Source organism: Nonomuraea sp. B10E15, from assembly GCF_039871615.1.
In the GTDB taxonomy this organism is placed as follows: Bacteria; Actinomycetota; Actinomycetes; order Streptosporangiales; family Streptosporangiaceae; genus Nonomuraea.
Map to the genome: position 1 here is coordinate 25,786 of NZ_JBDPMB010000024.1, position 16,102 is coordinate 41,887.

Annotated in this window: 15 protein-coding genes; 11 read left to right on the top strand and 4 right to left on the bottom strand. The window is 70.7% G+C overall.

What is annotated here, in order from left to right:
* The first annotated feature begins 2 nt into the window (after window positions 1-2).
* Both tgmB and tgmC read left to right on the top strand, forming a co-directional pair.
* A complete protein-coding gene (gene tgmB / locus ABGB14_RS41295; protein ID WP_347649322.1) occupies window positions 3-995 on the top strand; it encodes an ATP-grasp ribosomal peptide maturase in 993 nt (330 codons plus the stop codon).
* Complete coding sequence (gene tgmC, locus ABGB14_RS41300) at window positions 992-2,122, top strand: ATP-grasp peptide maturase system methyltransferase (RefSeq protein ID WP_347649323.1); 1,131 nt, start codon at window positions 992-994, stop codon at window positions 2,120-2,122. Before tgmB ends, tgmC begins: the two co-directional genes overlap by 4 nt.
* Before the next feature lie 245 nt (window positions 2,123-2,367).
* On the opposite strand, the gene ABGB14_RS41305 is transcribed toward tgmC, so the two are convergent.
* Complete coding sequence (locus ABGB14_RS41305) at window positions 2,368-3,081, bottom strand: TetR/AcrR family transcriptional regulator (protein ID WP_347649324.1); 714 nt, start codon at window positions 3,079-3,081, stop codon at window positions 2,368-2,370.
* 118 nt (window positions 3,082-3,199) lie between these two features.
* Between ABGB14_RS41305 and ABGB14_RS41310 the strand changes: the two genes are divergently transcribed.
* The 5 genes from ABGB14_RS41310 to ABGB14_RS41330 all read left to right on the top strand — a co-directional run bounded on the left by ABGB14_RS41310 (window position 3,200) and on the right by ABGB14_RS41330 (window position 8,248).
* Window positions 3,200-3,934 carry an SDR family oxidoreductase gene (locus ABGB14_RS41310; protein WP_347649325.1) on the top strand — a complete coding sequence of 245 codons (735 nt, stop codon included), beginning with the start codon at window positions 3,200-3,202 and terminating at the stop codon, window positions 3,932-3,934.
* A 34-nt stretch (window positions 3,935-3,968) separates the two neighbouring features.
* Complete coding sequence (locus tag ABGB14_RS41315; RefSeq protein WP_347649326.1) at window positions 3,969-4,481, top strand: DUF1097 domain-containing protein; 513 nt, start codon at window positions 3,969-3,971, stop codon at window positions 4,479-4,481.
* A gap of 131 nt (window positions 4,482-4,612) precedes the next feature.
* Window positions 4,613-5,713, top strand: coding sequence for a PQQ-dependent sugar dehydrogenase (locus ABGB14_RS41320; protein WP_347649327.1), 1,101 nt, complete (start codon window positions 4,613-4,615; stop codon window positions 5,711-5,713).
* 27 nt (window positions 5,714-5,740) lie between these two features.
* Window positions 5,741-6,655, top strand: coding sequence for an SDR family NAD(P)-dependent oxidoreductase (locus ABGB14_RS41325; protein WP_347649328.1), 915 nt, complete (start codon window positions 5,741-5,743; stop codon window positions 6,653-6,655).
* 138 nt (window positions 6,656-6,793) lie between these two features.
* Complete coding sequence (locus ABGB14_RS41330; RefSeq protein ID WP_347649329.1) at window positions 6,794-8,248, top strand: S41 family peptidase; 1,455 nt, start codon at window positions 6,794-6,796, stop codon at window positions 8,246-8,248.
* 48 nt (window positions 8,249-8,296) lie between these two features.
* On the opposite strand, the gene ABGB14_RS41335 is transcribed toward ABGB14_RS41330, so the two are convergent.
* Together ABGB14_RS41335 and ABGB14_RS41340 are read right to left on the bottom strand one after the other, a co-directional pair.
* Window positions 8,297-8,902, bottom strand: coding sequence for a cysteine hydrolase (locus ABGB14_RS41335; protein ID WP_347649330.1), 606 nt, complete (start codon window positions 8,900-8,902; stop codon window positions 8,297-8,299).
* 58 nt (window positions 8,903-8,960) lie between these two features.
* Window positions 8,961-9,965: a LacI family DNA-binding transcriptional regulator gene (locus tag ABGB14_RS41340; protein ID WP_347649331.1), complete on the bottom strand. Its 1,005-nt coding sequence runs from the start codon at window positions 9,963-9,965 to the stop codon at window positions 8,961-8,963.
* 226 nt (window positions 9,966-10,191) lie between these two features.
* Between ABGB14_RS41340 and ABGB14_RS41345 the strand changes: the two genes are divergently transcribed.
* The 4 genes from ABGB14_RS41345 to ABGB14_RS41360 are packed head-to-tail and all read left to right on the top strand — an operon-like array spanning window position 10,192 to window position 14,938.
* The gene (locus ABGB14_RS41345) at window positions 10,192-11,679 is read left to right on the top strand and encodes an extracellular solute-binding protein (RefSeq protein WP_347649332.1); all 1,488 of its coding nucleotides are present in this window, start codon (window positions 10,192-10,194) and stop codon (window positions 11,677-11,679) included.
* A gap of 5 nt (window positions 11,680-11,684) precedes the next feature.
* Window positions 11,685-12,620: a sugar ABC transporter permease gene (locus ABGB14_RS41350; RefSeq protein ID WP_347649333.1), complete on the top strand. Its 936-nt coding sequence runs from the start codon at window positions 11,685-11,687 to the stop codon at window positions 12,618-12,620.
* Window positions 12,617-13,471 (top strand): carbohydrate ABC transporter permease, encoded by an 855-nt coding sequence (locus ABGB14_RS41355; protein ID WP_347649334.1) that lies wholly within the window; start codon window positions 12,617-12,619, stop codon window positions 13,469-13,471. Before ABGB14_RS41350 ends, ABGB14_RS41355 begins: the two co-directional genes overlap by 4 nt.
* Before the next feature lie 24 nt (window positions 13,472-13,495).
* Complete coding sequence (locus ABGB14_RS41360) at window positions 13,496-14,938, top strand: sulfatase-like hydrolase/transferase (RefSeq protein WP_347649335.1); 1,443 nt, start codon at window positions 13,496-13,498, stop codon at window positions 14,936-14,938.
* A 28-nt stretch (window positions 14,939-14,966) separates the two neighbouring features.
* Here ABGB14_RS41360 and ABGB14_RS41365 read toward each other — a convergent pair whose 3' ends face one another.
* A complete protein-coding gene (locus ABGB14_RS41365; RefSeq protein WP_347649336.1) occupies window positions 14,967-15,860 on the bottom strand; it encodes an alpha/beta hydrolase in 894 nt (297 codons plus the stop codon).
* Window positions 15,861-16,102: the final 242 nt, after the last annotated feature.

Genomic DNA, 16,102 nt, shown 5'->3' on the forward strand with positions numbered 1-16,102 from the left:
AGATGGCGATCTCGTCCAACGTGATCCTGGTGATCACATCGCCGGAAGACGTCACCGCGAACCGGGTCATCGAAGCATTGAATGAGCGGCAGGCACGCGTCGCGCGTGTAGACCCGGCCGACATCGGTTCCGGCCTCATGTTCGGCGCATGCATGGGAGATGGCCGGACGCAGTGGGAAGGACGTCTCCGGACACCGAGCCGAGACATCGCCATGGGCGAGATCGGGGCGGTGTACTACCGCCGCCCCACCCCATACGCCGCCCGCTTCTCCCACCTGCCCCGGCAGGCTCGGGACTTCGCCGCCACCGAGGCTCGACACGGGCTCGGCGGGATTCTGAACAGTCTTCACAACGCTACATATGTCAACCACCCTGTCTCCGTCACCCGCGCGGACTACAAGCCTGCTCAGCTGCGCATGGCCGCTCAAAAGGGCCTATCCACTCCGGTCACTCTGATCACCAATGATCTGGCGCAGGCTCGTAAGTTCGCCACTGAATACAGTCCCGTCATCTATAAATCCTTCCGGGGAGCGCCGAGTCCGGCAGAGGGCAATACGGCCGCTATATGGACGCAGCGCATCGGAGCAGAGGACCTTGACGATTCGGTTTCTCTGACCGCCCACATGTTCCAGCGGGAGGTGAACAAGACAGCGGACGCCAGGGTGACCGTGGTTGGGCGATCAGTATTCGCGAGCCGGATCACCACGCCTGACGGAGCTCTCGACTGGCGGCGCGGCAATTGGGATGAGCTGGTTCACGAACCCATCGCCGTTCCCGAAACTGTCACGAGGGCGCTGCATGCCTATCTCGACGGCTTCGAGCTGGCATTCGGATGTTTCGATTTCGCTCTGGAGCCTGTTGACACGCACGATCCCGCGTCGGAGGGGTGGACGTTCATCGAGTGCAACCCGAACGGGCAGTGGGGATGGTTGCCTGACTCCGATGCGATAGCGCACGCCTTCGCTGACGTGCTCACGGAAGGATGGTGGCGATGAGCGACACGGCCACGGAACTACGGCTCGCCCTGGCCGCCCGCCTAGGGTCGGCAGGTTGGCGTGAGGCACTGCGGAGGGTGCCCCGCGAGCCGTTTCTCGGTGAGGCCGTATATCGCGCTGATGGGAATCGTGCCGATCGGTGGGTCCCCGTCCGGCGGGCGGAGATGGGTCAGGACGACTGGCTGAGCCTGGCCTACGCCGACCAGACGTGGGTCACCCAGGTCGGCGGGATTCTCGCGGAGAACGCCCCTGACGTCGTGGTCGGGCAGCCGGGTTCTTCCTCCACGCTTCCGAGTCTGGTCGTGCTGATGCTGGAGGCGGCTCGCATCAGTGAGGGTGACAAGGTCCTGGAGATCGGCACCGGTACCGGCTACTCGACGTCTTTGATGTGCGCGCGGCTCGGCGAGAAGGCGGTGACCACGGTCGAATACGATCCCATGGTGGCGGCCAGGGCCGAGAAGGCGATCTCTGCTGTCGGATACGCCCCCACGTGCGTGGTGGGAGACGGTATGAACGGCTACGCCGCGAACGCCGCATACGACAAGGTGATTTCTACATGTTCGGTGAGGGTCATCCCGCTGCCGTGGCTGTGGCAGGTTCGAAGCGGTGGGACCATTACCACCCCGATGTGGGGCTGGATGGGCGGGGTCGCCTTCGCGCATCTCACCGTGGCGGACGACGGTACGGCCAGTGGCCGCTTTCTGGAGGACGATCTATGCTTCATGGCCGCCCGCACCCACCTGGCACCGCCGCGCCCGCCGATCATCACCGGCATCGGCCAGGCCCGCCCGTCAAGGATCGACCCTGCGATCCTCCGGAATGACACGGCCCTGTGGGTGGCCCAGCTCGCCGCTCCCCAGGCGCAGTGTTCCTGGGGTGAGGACACCACCATCCTGCTCGATGTGGGCACAGGATCACGGGCTGACACAAAGCCGGCTCCCGCAGGCGGCTGGACGGTCTACCAGCACGGCCCGCTCCGGCTCTGGGACGCGGTCGAGGAGGCGATTCTGACGTGGCAGGGCGCGGGCAGCCCGCACCAGTCCGGCTTCGGTCTCACGGTCAGTACGGACAGTCAGCGCGTGTGGCTGGGGACGCCTGGCGGGCCTGACTGGCGGCTTCCCGCATAGGCCCATGGGCCGGCTGTGCTCGGCGAGCCCTCGACCTGGCCGAGCTGGAGGCGAGGGCGGAGGGACATGACCGTGGGTGGGGACACCGTTCGTGACCCGCGGGAACTCCAGCTTCTCCGCGTCGGCGGAGCCCGCGGCCACCGTGTAGACGACGAGCCGGACGTCGCAGCCCGGGACGGCGAGCACGTCGCAGTCGCACGTCACGCCTCAGGGCCGCGCTCGCCCTGCCCCGGAGCCGGCGGCTCCTAGCCCTCGATGATCCGGTCGAGCCAGTCGCCCAGCAGCTGGCTCTCGGAAGGGCTGAGGACCTTCAGGTCTCCGAGGGCGGCCTTCAGGGTGATGGCGCCGGCCACGACATCGCCCCCGGCCCGCGCGGAGCCGGCCCGCGCGGAACCGGGGGCCGGGGCGGGCTCGGTGATCGCGTGGATGACGGCTTCGCGGACGATGCGGGCGGCCTCCATGTCGCGGTCGGCCTCAGGCGTGGCGATCAGGGCCAGCGCGGTGCCACGGCCGGCCGCGTGGATCACGCGTGCCGCCCGCTCCTCCGGGACGCGGAGCCGGCCGGCCAGGGCGACGCGGTGCACCAGCCCGGCGAGGATCTCCGCGGCCTGCTTGGCCCCCTCCGGCTCGGCGCCCGGTCGTGAGCTGCCGTAGATCAGGGAGTAGAGGGCGGGCTCGGCGAGACCGAATCCGATGTGCGCGTCCCAGCCGCGCCGCAGGTCGTCCACGGGATCTCCGCTGGGCGTGATGCGGCGCTTCTCCGCGATGTACGACGTGAGCCCCCGGCTGGCCACGGCGTCCAGCAGGCCCTGCTTGTCGCCGAACAGCCGGTAGAGGATGGGCGCCTGCACGCCGGCGGCCTTGCAGACAGCCCTGGTCGAGACGGCGTCCCTGCCTTCACGCGCCAGCAGGTCCGCTGCGGCGTCGAGGATCGTGTCCCGCTTGCTCGAGCTAGCCATGTAGCGATGCTAACAGGCGTTCACCCTTACCGATAAAACATGTGCTAACAGCATCTTGTTATCGACTTCGAAACAGTGCTAACTTGATTTTGTTAGCAGTTGAGCAAGGGGAATGTTCATGGACACCGCATCACGTACCGCCATCGTCACCGGAGGCTCGCGGGGGATCGGCCGCGCCGTGGCCGCCAGGCTCGCCGCGTCGGGCCAGGACGTCGCCGTCCTCTACGCCTCCGACGCCAAAGAGGCGGACGCCGCCGTCGGCGAGATCGAGGCGGCCGGCGCCCGCGGGATCGCGCTCCAGGCCGACGTGGCCGACGAGGACGCGATCGCCGGCGCCTTCGACACCGTCGAGCAGCGCCTCGGCCCCATCGACGTCGTCGTCAACGCAGCGGGGATCATGGCGCTGCAACCGATCCGGGAGCTGGACCTGGCCCAGCTGGACCGGCAGTTGCGCACCAACGTGCGGGGCACGTTCGTCACGGCCAAGGAGGCCGCCCGCCGGATCCGACCCGGCGGCGCCTTCGTCGCCTTCTCCACCAGCGTCACCCGCCTGCACCTGCCGGCCTACGGCGCGTACGCCGCGACCAAGGGCGCGGTGGAGGCGCTCATCCCGATCCTCGCCAGGGAAATGGGCGACCGCGACGTCACGGTCAACGCGGTCGCGCCCGGCCCCACGGCCACGGAGCTGTTCTTCGAAGGCAAGTCCCAGCAGATCATCGACCGGATCGCCGGCCTGAGCCCGATGAACCGGCTCGGCACCCCGGACGACATCGCGGAGCTCGTCGCCTTCCTCGCCGGGCCCGGCCGCTGGATCAACGGCCAGATCGTGTTCGCCAACGGCGGCGCCGCCTGACGTCGCACGCAGCCATCGAGAAGGGACCACCACCGTGGAGACGCACATCAGGACCGCAGCTCAGCACGCCGTGGACCGGCAGGACACCGGCCGGTTCGTCACCTACACCGCCATCGCGGCCGTGGTGGCCGCGGTAGCCGCCTACACCAGCACCGCCCTGGGCCTGGAGGCCTGGGTCATGTTCGCGGGCTGGGTGGCGTGGTTCACCCGGCCGACCTCGGTCCGCCTCGGCATCCACGCCGTCATCTGCCTGTGGCTCGGCATGGCGCTCGCCGTGCTGGGGCACACGATCGTGGGGCTGGCCACGCCTTTCGCCGGCGCCCTGGCGCTGCCGCTCGGGGTCTTCGTCCTGGCCTCCGTCGCGGTCGGCCTGCGTACGACACCCGTCGTCAACAACATGCTCGCGTGGTTCGTGGGCCTGGTCACCTTCTTCGCCGCGGAGCCCGAGCACGTGCTCCCCGGGCTGCTCACCCTGGTCGCGGGCACCGCTCTGGGGGCCGTCGCCGGCTTCACCTGCCAGCGGCTGCAGCACCGGTTCGCCACGTAGCGGCCGCAGCCGGGGGGCGGCGTGCCGTCCCCGGCTCGCCGTGCCTGACCGACATGAAGGACGGATCAGCCATGCTCCTCATCCCACGTACCGGGGGGCGCCTCAGAGCCGCCGCCGCTCTCCTCTGCGTCATGACCACGCTGCCCGGCTGCGCCCCACCGGAGCCCGGCACCGCGCAGAACAGCGCCTCGCGGAACGGGGCCACTCAGGGCACCACGGCTCGGGTCACGCGCGGGCTCGTCCCCGGCGAGGTCACCGAGATCGCCCGCGGCCTGGCCATGCCCTGGGGCCTGGCGTTCCTGCCGGACGGCTCCGCCCTGGTGTCCGAACGGGCCTCGGCCCGGATCCTGCACCTCCGGCAGGGCCGCAACCCCACGCCGGTCGGCACGGTGCCCGGCGTCGAGGTGAGCTCCGAGGGCGGCCTCCTCGGACTGGCCGTCTCGCCGTCGTTCGAGCGGGACCGCACCGTGTACGCGTACGCGTCCGCCTCGCCCACCAACCGCGTCGTCGCCCTGCGTCTGGCCCCTGACCTGCGCTCCCTGCGCCAGGAGCGGGTGATCCTCGAAGGCATCGAGACCGCCGACCGCCATCACGGCGGGCGCCTGCGCTTCGGGCCCGACGGCAACCTCTGGATCGGCACCGGAGACGCCTTCTCCCCCGAGAACGCGGCCGACGACGAGTCGCTGAACGGCAAGATCCTGCGGATCCGCCCCGACGGGTCCATACCGCCGGACAACCCCTCGGGCACCGCTATCTACTCCAGCGGCCACCGCAACGTGCAGGGCATCGCGTTCGGCCCCGACGGCACCGCGTACGCGTCCGAACTCGGTCACCGGACCTGGGACGAGCTGAACGTGCTGCGCCCGGGACGCGACTACGGATGGCCCGAGTCGGAAGGGCGGGAGGGCTCTCACGGCGAACGCCCGATCTTCACCGTTCATCCCGACGACGCCTCGCCGTCCGGCATCGCCATCGCGGGCGGAGCGGTGTGGATGGGCGCGCTCGGCGGGCAGCGGCTCTGGCGCCTGCCCGTGGACGGACCCCGAGCGGCCGGCGACCCGGTCGCCTACTTCGCCCAGCGTTACGGCCGGATCCGCACGGTGGAGGCGGCACCCGACGGCTCCCTGTGGATCACGACCTCGAACACCGACGAAGCGACGTGGGGCGGCACCGATCCCCGGCCGGGCGACGATCGCATCCTGCGCGTCGAGCTCGTCCGCCCCGCCTCCTGACCCTTGACCAAGAACGGAGAACAAGCCATGTCCACCGTCCTCATCACCGGCGCCGCCACCGGCATCGGGAACCTCACCGCCCAGGCGCTCACCCGGGCCGGGCACACCGTGTGGGCCAGCATGCTCGATCCGTACGGGCGGAACGACGTCCACCGCCGTGAACTGCTCGACGTCACCGCCGAGTACGACGGCGCCCTGCGCGTCATCGAGCTGGACGTCACCTCGCAGGAGTCGGCCGACGCGGCGGTGGCCACCGTGCTGCGCGGCGGCGGCGACTTCGACGTCGTGATCCAGAACGCGGGCCACCTGTACGTCGGATACACCGAGGCGTTCACCGCCGACGACGTCACCCGGCTCCTCGACGTCAACGTCATCGGCGCCCACCGGGTGAACCGGGCGGTCCTGCCCCATCTGCGCGGCCGCGGCGGCGGCACCCTGCTGTACGTCGGCAGCACCATCATCGTCACCACGCCGCCCTTCCTCGGCCCGTACGCGGCGTCCAAGGCGGCGTTCGACACCCTGGCGGTGGCCACGTCGTACGAGGCGAACCCGTTCGGCATCGAGACCTGCATCGTCATGCCCGGCGCGATCACCAAGGGCACCCAGCACTTCCCCAACGCCACCCGAGCCGGCGACACGACGGTCGCGGCCGCCTACGCCGAGCTCGACCCGATGGTGGCGCGCAACGAGGAGGTGACCTCCGCGCTGTTCGTGCCCGGGGTCGACCCGAGCCCGGTCGGGGTCGCCGAGGAGATCACCCGGATCCTGGCCCTGCCGCACGGCGCCAAGCCGTTCCGCAGCGTCGTCGACTACACCGAGTCCGGCGTGGACGCGGTCAACGAGGTCGCTCGCGGCACGCGCGAGGGTTTCGTGCACCGCATGGGGTTCGGCGAGCTGCTGACCCCGCGGCCACAGCGGAGCACCGGCACCGAATCCGAGTGACAACCCGCATCGCTCGGCAGGGTCGATGAGTCCACCCATGCTGGGCGGCGGACGTCCTCTGGCGAGTGCTCACGCGGCAGGGGCCGTGCCGAACAGCGGAAACGTCTGGGAAACACGCCCGCCGCGACGATACCGGCCATGAGAGAAACGCTAAGACACCGGGGAAGGTCCGCGACGCGGCGGGCCGCCGTGGCGTCGGCCGGCGTGGCGAGCGCTCTGCTGCTCTCGGGCTGGGCCTTGCCGATGCAGAGCCCTGCCGCGCCCCAGCCGGCCCAGGCGCCCGCCGTCCGAGCCGCCGCGTCCCTGGCGGACGCCTGCACCCCCGGGCAGCCGCCGGAGTCGCCGGAGCTCAAGCCCACCACACCCGAGACGCTGGAACAGGTCTACTACTGCATCCTCGCCAACTCCTACGCGGGTCCGGCGATGGACCATCGGGACCTGCTGGCGGTCGCCTTCACCGCCTTCGCCGAGGAGCTTCACCGGCGCGGCATGGACCAGGCGAACGCCACCACGCCTCCCATGAGCGGCGACCGCGACCGCGACTGGCAGGCGTTCGTCGACGTCTACGAGCGGGTGAAGGCGGACGGCGACACGCAGCAGGCGCTCGCCGCGGCGGTGGTGAACGGCATGGTCGCCAGCCTCGACGACAACCACGCCAAGTGGCGGCGCCCTGAGCGGGACGAGGACGGGCCACGCGGACTCGGCATCTCGGTGTCGGGAGCGCGCAGGACGAACCTCGATCCGGCCGCCACCGAGCCGCTGTTCGTGACCGAGGTGGTCGAGAACAGCGCGGCCGCCAAGGGTGGCGTGCGTCCCGGCGACGTGATCGTCTCGGTCGACGGCGCGCCGCCCTTCCTCGGCGGAACGCTCTCCGAGGGCGTCATCACCCGGCTGAACGCTACCGACGGCGAGCCGGTACGGCTCACGCTGCGGGACCCGGTGAGCGGGCGCGAGCGTAGGGTGTCGGTCGAGTTCGGGCCCCTCGACCCGCCGCCGCTGAAGGCGTCGGGCAAGCTGGTGGACGGCGACGTCGCCTACGTCGAGCTCCCCGGGTTCTACCGGGGTTCGGCCGACGACACGCTGGCGGAGGTGCAGCGGCTGCGGGCGGGCAAGGAACTCCGCGGGCTGGTCCTGGACCTGCGCGGGAACATCGGCGGAGGAACAGACGAGGTCACCCGGCTGCTCGGGGGCTTCGCCCACGGCAAGATCACCAGCTACCAGTGCGACGTCCACGACGAGTGCACCGCCAGCCGCACCGACGACAGCGTGCCGCTGCTGGGCCTTCCCCTCGTCGTGCTGGTCGACCGCGCCTGCGTCTCCGCCTGCGACGACTTCAGCGCCGCGGTCAAGGGGCTGGGCATCGCCCCGCTGGTCGGCACCCGCACCGCGGGCTTCGTGGCCGGCTCGCCGGTGACGTACCCGCTGAACGACGGCAGTGTGCTGGCGATGCCGTCGCTGCACCATCGCGGACCGCATCGGGAACTGATCAACGCCATCGGCGTCCCCGCCGACCACCAGGCCCCGATGACTCCCCGCGATCTGTCCACAGGCCGCGATCCCGCGCTCGCCAAGGCGCTCGCTCTGCTGAAATGAGGCCGCTGCTCAGCAAGCGCAGGTGTCGAGTACTGGCTTCTTCCGGGGTCAGGTGAGCCGGGCGAGGGCCTCTTCTGCGGTCAGGCCGCCCGCGGTGGCCAGGGCCAGGTTGGCCAGGGAGGCACGGTGGGCGTCGTCGTCGGCCGCGGCGACGCAGTCGGAGATCACGTGCACGGTGAAGCCGAGGTCGGTGCCGTGCCGGGCGGTCTGCTCGACGGTGAGGTTGGTCGCCACCCCGGTGATCAGGAGCGTGGTGATGCCGCGTGCGGTCAGCCTCTCGGGCAGGCCGTTGCCCGCCAGCCCGGAGAGCCGCTGGTTGTCCACGACGGCGCCCTGACCGGCCTGCGCGGTCATTTCCTGGATGATCCGCGTTCCGGCGGCGTCGGGCCGGAACGCGGCCTGCGCGTCGCCGACCGACCGCATGAACGGGGTGTTGCGGACGAGCGCGCCTTCGTCGTCGGGCACCGTGAAGCGGGTGAAGACGATGGGCACGCCGCGCGCCATGGCCGCCTCGTGGAACGCCGCGGCCCGGCCGACGACGCCGCTGCGCTCGACGGGCTCGGCGAGCATCCCGCCGAAGAACCCGTCCGGTTTGATCACGTTGACCTGCCAGTGCAGGGCCAGGACCGCGGTGGCGCCGAGCAAGAGAGACATGATCAGATTCTGCCCCGCCACCGGCCGGACCGGACAGGTTTCCGCTGGAACCGGTGCTTCATGCTCCGGCGGGCGCGGAGGCGGTGGACGCGCGGTAGACCATGGACACGGGCAGGACGACGTCCTCCGGCGACGTGGACGCGATGCGTTCGAGGAGCAACCGGACGGCGGCCGCCCCGGCGTCGGAGAACGGCATGTGGACGGTCGTCAGCGGCGGGATGGTCCTGGCGGCCACCGGATGGTCGTCACAGCCGACGACCGAGCAGTCATCGGGGACGGAGAGCCCGCGCTCGTGCAGCGCGTTGAGCACGCCGACCGCCATGAGGTCGTTCTGGACGTAGATCGCGGTGATGCCGCGCGCCCGGTCGAGCAGCCGGTGGGTGGCGGCGTAACCGCCCTCGACCTCCCATGCGCCGTCCTCGACGAGGAGAGGGTCGTAGGGCAGGCCGTGCTCGGCCAGCACCTCGCGGTAGACGGCGGTGCGCTGCCGCGCGCTGTGCCGCTGCTGGAAGCCGGTCACCATGGCTATCCGGCGGTGGCCGAGCGAGAGCAGGTGGCGGATCGGCAGCGCCGCGGTGCCCGCGGACTCGGGGGTGACGGTCGGGACGCCGCCGCCGGCGATGTCGTGCAGGCTGACGGCGGGAGGCCCGGCACGCAGCAGCCGCCCGACCTCCTCGTCCTCCTCGGTGGCCGGCGCGTTCATGATGATGCCGTCGACCCGGCGCTCCATCAGCACGCGCAGGTAACGCACGCAGTCGGAGCCGTCCGGCTCGAGGCTGCTGAGGATCACGCTGAGGCCGTGCCTGCGTGCTTCGCGCTCGACGCCGACGAGGGACAGCGCCGGGGTCGCGTTGCTGAAGTCGACGGTGATCACGCCGAGGGTCAGGGAGCTGCGTGACTGCAGGCTGCGGGCCAGCGCGTTGGGGACGTAGCCGATCTCCTCGGCGGCCTCGATGATGCGTTGCCGGGTGGCGGGGGCGACGGCGCCCTTGCCGTTGAGCACCTTGCTCACCGTCTGGAAGCTCACGTTGGCACGCGCGGCGACGTCCCTGAGCGAGGCCACGAGGGGTCACCTCCCGAAGGCGAACGTTCGCATGTGGTGGCGAGACACCACTGCCGGACAGCGACATTCTGCCACATCGCCAGGTCCGGACGGCTGGTGTTGTGGGGGTTGACGGAGGCAGGTGGGGTGACACAGCATAGGCGAACGTTCGCCTAACGATGCGAACGCGCTCGCCCTGTTTGTTCATCGCTCCCGCATCGGTCCCGGCGGGAAGGAGAGGACCTCCATGACGACGTTCGGCCGTCGGCGATTCCTCGGGCTGTCCGGTGCCGCTCTCGCGGGCGCCTTCGGCGTCGCCGGGTGCACCCGCAGCTCGGAGCAGGAGGCCGCCACGGCGGCCGGAGGCGGCGTGCTGCGCTGGTGGGATCACTTCCAGCCGCTGAAACCGCTGCACGAACGCATCTTCGCCGAGTACGGCAAGGCCAACCCGGGCGTCCGGGTGGAGCACGAGGTGTACAACCCGAACGAGATGGGCCAGGCGCTGCAACTGGCGTTCAAGAGCGACCAGATCGCCGACGTGCACACGATCGCCGGCCTCGGATCGTCCGAGGCGTCCCTCGTCGCGAGCGGCTGGTTCGCACCGCTGGCGGGACAGGAGGCGATCCGCGCGAAGCTTCCCGCCGACACCCTGCTCGAAGGGCTGCACGTCTTCGACGGCAAGCTCTACACCTTCCCCTTCTTCACCGCCCGGCAGTACGCCACGCTCAACTGGTTCAACCGCGAGCTGGTCGAGAAGGCCGGCGGCGACCCCGACAACGGCCCGGCGACCTGGGACGAGTTCCGCTCCCTCGCCGCGCGGATCACCAAGGACGGCGGCGGGCAGGCGTACGGCTGGATCCAGGGCCTGCAGTTCCACGAACGGCTGCAGAGCCACGTGATCGAGCTGGCGATGTCCGCCGGCGCCCCGCTCGCCATGACCCCGGGGGCGAACGAGATGGGCCTGGTGGACCCGCGGACCGGCGACTACGCCTACGCGGGCGACCCGTTCGTCCAGACGCTGGAGTTCCTGCTGTCCCTGGTCCGCGACAAGGTCGTGTTCCCCGCGTCGACCTCGCTGGACGCCAGAACCGCCCGGGCCAGGTGGGCCACCGGGGTGGCGGGCATGTTCTTCGACGGGTCATGGAACATCGGCGTCGTCAACGGGCAGTTCAAGCAGTTCCTCGGCAAGGTCGGCGTCGGTCCCGTCCCGTCGCCGGACGGCAGGCCGGTCCTCTACGGCGCGCCAGCCCCCGGCCAGCTGTTCGTGTCCAGCCAGTCCGAGCACGTGGAGGCGGCCTCCGAACTGCTCGCGCGCTTCACCGGCCCCGAGTTCTACAAGGCGCTGGCCACGTACATGGACCAGGTGCCCCTCGACCTGGAGGCCGTGGCGACGGCGGACGTGCACCCCACCTACAAGCGGGCGGTCGAGCTGTTCGGCCAGGCCGTACGGCTCGCGCCCAGCCCCATCGTCCGCAACCCCGCCGTCGCGCAGGTGCTGACCGAGATGAAGGAGCCGCGGCCCACGCTCGGCGAGATCACCCAGGGCATCCTCAGCGGCGAGCTCACCGACATCCGCAAGACCCTGCGCGAGCACACCGGCAAGCTCGCCGCCGAGCGGGAGCGCGCCACGCGGGCCGTCGCCAAGAAGGGCGTGAAGGTGAGCCTGGACGACTGGAAGTTCCCGAACTGGCGGGCGGGCCAGGACTACACGGCTGAGATGTACCGGACGTCATGAGCAGCGTGACACGACAGGCCCCGGCCCGCCGCCGGAGGCTCGCCGCCAGGATCTGGTCGGAGCGGTGGGCCTACGCCTTCCTGCTGCCCACCCTGCTGTTGTTCGGCGCGTACACGGTCTGGCCGATCATCTCCAGCCTGTACTACTCGATGCTCGACTGGAACGGGCTGGGCGCCGAGCGGCCGTTCGTCGGCCTGGACAACTACCGTGAGGCGTTCGGTGACCCGCTGTTCTGGAAGTCGCTCGGCATCACCCTGACGATCATCGGGGTGACCGTGCCGCTGCGGGTGGGACTGAGCCTGCTGATCGCGCTCGTCCTCAACAACCCGAGGCTGCCGCTCGCCAAGCTGTTCAGGACGGCCCTGTTCGTGCCCGCGGTGACGACCACGGCGATCATCGGGGTCGTGATGGGGTTCATCTTCGACCCCGCCGGAGGCCCGGTGAACCAGCTGCTGCTCGACCTCGGGATCGTCGACCAGCCGGTCGACTTCCTCGGCGACCCCGCGTCCTCCCTGTGGACGGTGATGGGCGTCCACATGTGGAAGTGGTTCGGCATCACGCTCGTCTACTGGCTCGCCGCGCTCCAGACGATCCCCACCACGGTCCATGAGGCCGCCAGGACAGACGGCGCAGGGAGCTGGGCGGCGCTGCGCCACGTGACGCTGCCGCTGCTCAGGCCCTTCCTCATCATCATCCTGCTCCTCACCGCCATCGAGACCATGCAGATCTTCGACCTGGTGCTGACGATGACCAACGGCGGGCCGTTCTTCTCCACCCTCGCCACGGAGGTCTACATCTACCAGCAGGCCTTCGCCACCTCCACGCCCCGGCTCGGCTACGGGGCGGCGCTCGGCGTGCTGTTCGGGCTCGTCACGCTCGCCTTCGCCGCGCTCCAGGCCGCCGGCATCCGCTACGCCAACCGCGTCAGGAGCAGCCAGTGAGCGCCCCCCGTGGCCGCCGGGCCACCCGCCGCCGTCTCGGGATCTGGGCACAGGTGGCCGTGCTCGCCGTCATCTGCGCGGTGTGGATCTATCCGCTGCTCTGGATCGTCTCCGCCTCCCTGAAGGACTCGCTGGGCGTCTTCTCCGGAGGGCTCGGCCTGATCCCCGACGCGTTCCACTTCGAGAACTACGCACGTGCCTGGCGGGACGCCGACTTCGGGCTCTACACCGTGAACAGCGTGGTCATCACCCTGGGCACGGTCGCGCTGGTCGTGCTGCGCTGCGCCCTGGCCGGCTACGTCATCGCCCGCAGGACCTTCATCGGCAGGCGCGCGGTCGTCGCCGTGCTGGTCGCGACCCTGTTCGCGCCGCACGGGCTGACCATCATCCCGGTGGTCGAGCTCAGCGACCTCATGGGGCTGCTGAACTCCCGCACCGGCATCGTCCTCGCCCTCGCGGGCACCGGCCACGTCGCCGCCGTCCTGCTGTACGCCGGCTATTTCAGCCGCGTCCCGCGCGAGCTCGAAGAGGCGGCGATCATGGACGGCGCCGGCTTCCTGCGGACGTTCTTCCGGGTCATGCTGCCGCTCGCCGGGCCGGTCACCGCGACGGTGGGCGTCATGACGTTCCTGGCCGCCTGGAACAACTTCTTCCTGCCGCTGGTGTTCACCTTCAGCCGCCCGGACCTTCGTACGCTCTCGGTGGGCATGCTCGCCTTCCGCGGCACCAACTCCACCGACTGGTCCGGCCTGGCCGCCGCGGGCACCATCTCGCTGATCCCGCTGCTCCTCGTCTTCCTCGCGCTCCAGCGTTACTTCGTCGAAGGCATCGCCGGGGCCGTGAAGTCCTGACGCGCCCACCCTCGAATGAGAGCCATGAACCGACCGAACATCCTGCTCATCTGCACCGACCAGCAGCGCTTCGACGCGATGGGCGCCTACGGCAACGACGAGATCGACACGCCCAACCTCGACCGGCTGGCGGAGCAGGGCGTGCTGTTCGACAACTGCTACGTGCAGTCGCCGGTCTGCGGCCCGTCCCGCGCCAGCCTGATGTCGGGCCGGTACGTCCACGCGCACGGCGCCTGGGCGAACGGCGTCGGGCTGCCCGCGCACGAGCGCCTGTTCTCGCGCGCCCTGGCCGACCACGGCTACGACTGCGGCCTGGCCGGGAAGTTCCACATCGGCGGCGCGTGCTTCGGCGGCCGTCTCGAACCGCGGCTGGACGACGGCTTCCGCGTGTTCCGGTGGGCGCACGACCCCTATCCCGGATCGTCCGAGAACGCCTACCACCGGTGGCTGCGGGCCGTACGGCCGGACCTGTACGAGACCGCCGCCCGGGCCGGATCAGGGACCGGCTTCGACACGCTCCCGACGGAGTTCCACTACAGCCGGTGGATCGGCGACGAGACCGTCGACTACCTGCGGCGCTCGCGCGACGCGGACAAGCCGTTCTTCTTCGTGGCCAACTTCTTCGACCCGCACCACGCGTTCGGCGCGCCGCAGGAGTACGTCGACCGTTACCGCGGCAAGACCCTGCGCGGCCCGGTCACCCGTGACGGCGAGCTGGCCGGCAAGCCGCCCGTGCTGACCGAGGCCTCGCACCGCTCCTACGCCGGCCACGCCCGCGGCTACACCGAATACACCGAGTCCGAGCTGCACGACGTCAGGGTCAGCTATTACGCGATGGTGAGCCTCGTCGACGACGAGGTCGGCAGGATCCTCGCCGCGCTCGAGGAGGAGGGCCTGGCCGAGGACACGCTGGTCGTCTTCACCAGCGACCACGGCGAGATGCTCGGAGACCACCAGCTCATGTTGAAGGGCCCGATGATGTACGAGTGCGCCGTCCGGGTCCCGCTCGTCATGCGCTGGCCGGCCGGGTTGCCCGCCGGTGCGCGCCGGGCCGAGCTGGTCCAGTGGATCGACCTGGCCACGACGTTCCTCGCGGCCGCGGGCGCGCCGCCGCTCCCCCGCGGGCAGGGGCTCAACCTCCTGCCGCTGGCCCGCGGCGAGCGGGACGCGCCGGTCAGGGACTGGGCGCTGTGCGAATACCGCAACAGCGGCCACCCGTACGACGAGCCCGTGCTCACCACGATGCTCAGGCACGACCGCTGGAAGCTCGTCGTCTACCACGGCGCGCCGTCCACGACCCGGGCCCGCTCCGGCGAGCTGTACGACCTGGGGGCCGACCCGGCGGAGCTGGACAACCTGTGGGACGACCCGGCCCACGCGGTGACCCGGGCCGGGCTGCAGGAGCTGCTGCTCGACGTCCTGGTCGCGACCGAGGACCGCAGCCAGCCGCGGGAGGCGCACTGGTGACGGCCGGCCTGCGGTCGGCCCTGGGGGCTCATGCGGCGCGCTTGGCGACGCGCTCGATGGCCTTGACGGCGGCGCCGGGCTGGTCGGTGTGGATGTAGTGGCCGCTCTTGGCGGCCGTGCTCAGCCTGCTCCTGCTGGAGATCGCGAGCCACTTGCGCTGGCCGGCGCTCCACGCCTTCTCCAGGCGCTTGCCGTAGGTGGGGATGGCCGCGAGGTACGGCCGGCCGTGCTTGATCACCTCGACCGGGATCTTGCCGGCGGAGCGGACCTTGCCGTCGGCGATGACGAGCTTCTCGGGGTTCTGGCCGGCGAAGATGGCGAGTTGCTGGGCGCGCACCTGGGCCGCCGGGCCCTTGGCCGACTTGGGGATCACCCGGGCGATGTCGGCGCGCATGGTGGAGGGGGTGGCGTCCATGAGCACCAGGCCCTTGACCCGGTCCTTGTGACCGGGGGCGTAGCGGGCGGCGATGAGCCCGCCGAGCGAGTGGCCGGCCAGCACGACCGGGCGGTCACCGGCGACCTGGTCGAGCACGCCGGTGAGGATCTTTCCGGTGCTCGCGAAGTCCTGCGGGCCCTGCGGCTTGTCGCTGGCGCCCGCGCCGAGCCGGTCGTAGGAGCAGACCCGGTTCTTCCCGCTCAGCGTCTTCTGCAGCGCGGCCATCTTGGTCAGGTCGTCGCCGCCGCCGTGCATCAGCACGATGACGGGCCTGCCGTCGGCCGCCGCACCCGAGCAGGACACGTTCACCCTCTTGCCGGCGACCTCGATCTTCTTGGTCCCGGAGACCAGGTCGGCCTCGATCTGCCGCTCCACGGCGGCGAAGGGGTCCCAGTCCTGCGCCATCGCGCCTCCGCAGGTGACGACTCCCGCGCCGATCACGGTGGTGCACAGGGCGGCCACAACGGATGCCTTGATACCGAACATGACGTCCTCCAGGGAGAGAGCGAGTAGGGGGAGCGGCTTCGAGCGCCGCGGCTACGTCGGTAACGCTACGGATCGGGCAGGTGCCGAGGCGTCCCCGTACGGTGGACATTCGCCGGTAGCTCGCACGGGGGACAAGCCCGCGGCGGCGACGCCTGTCCCCCGTGCGAGCTACCCGGGAGTGTCCACCGGGCGGGGACGACTCCAGGGCGCCGGATCTCTAACGTTGTGCGCACAGCCGCGGC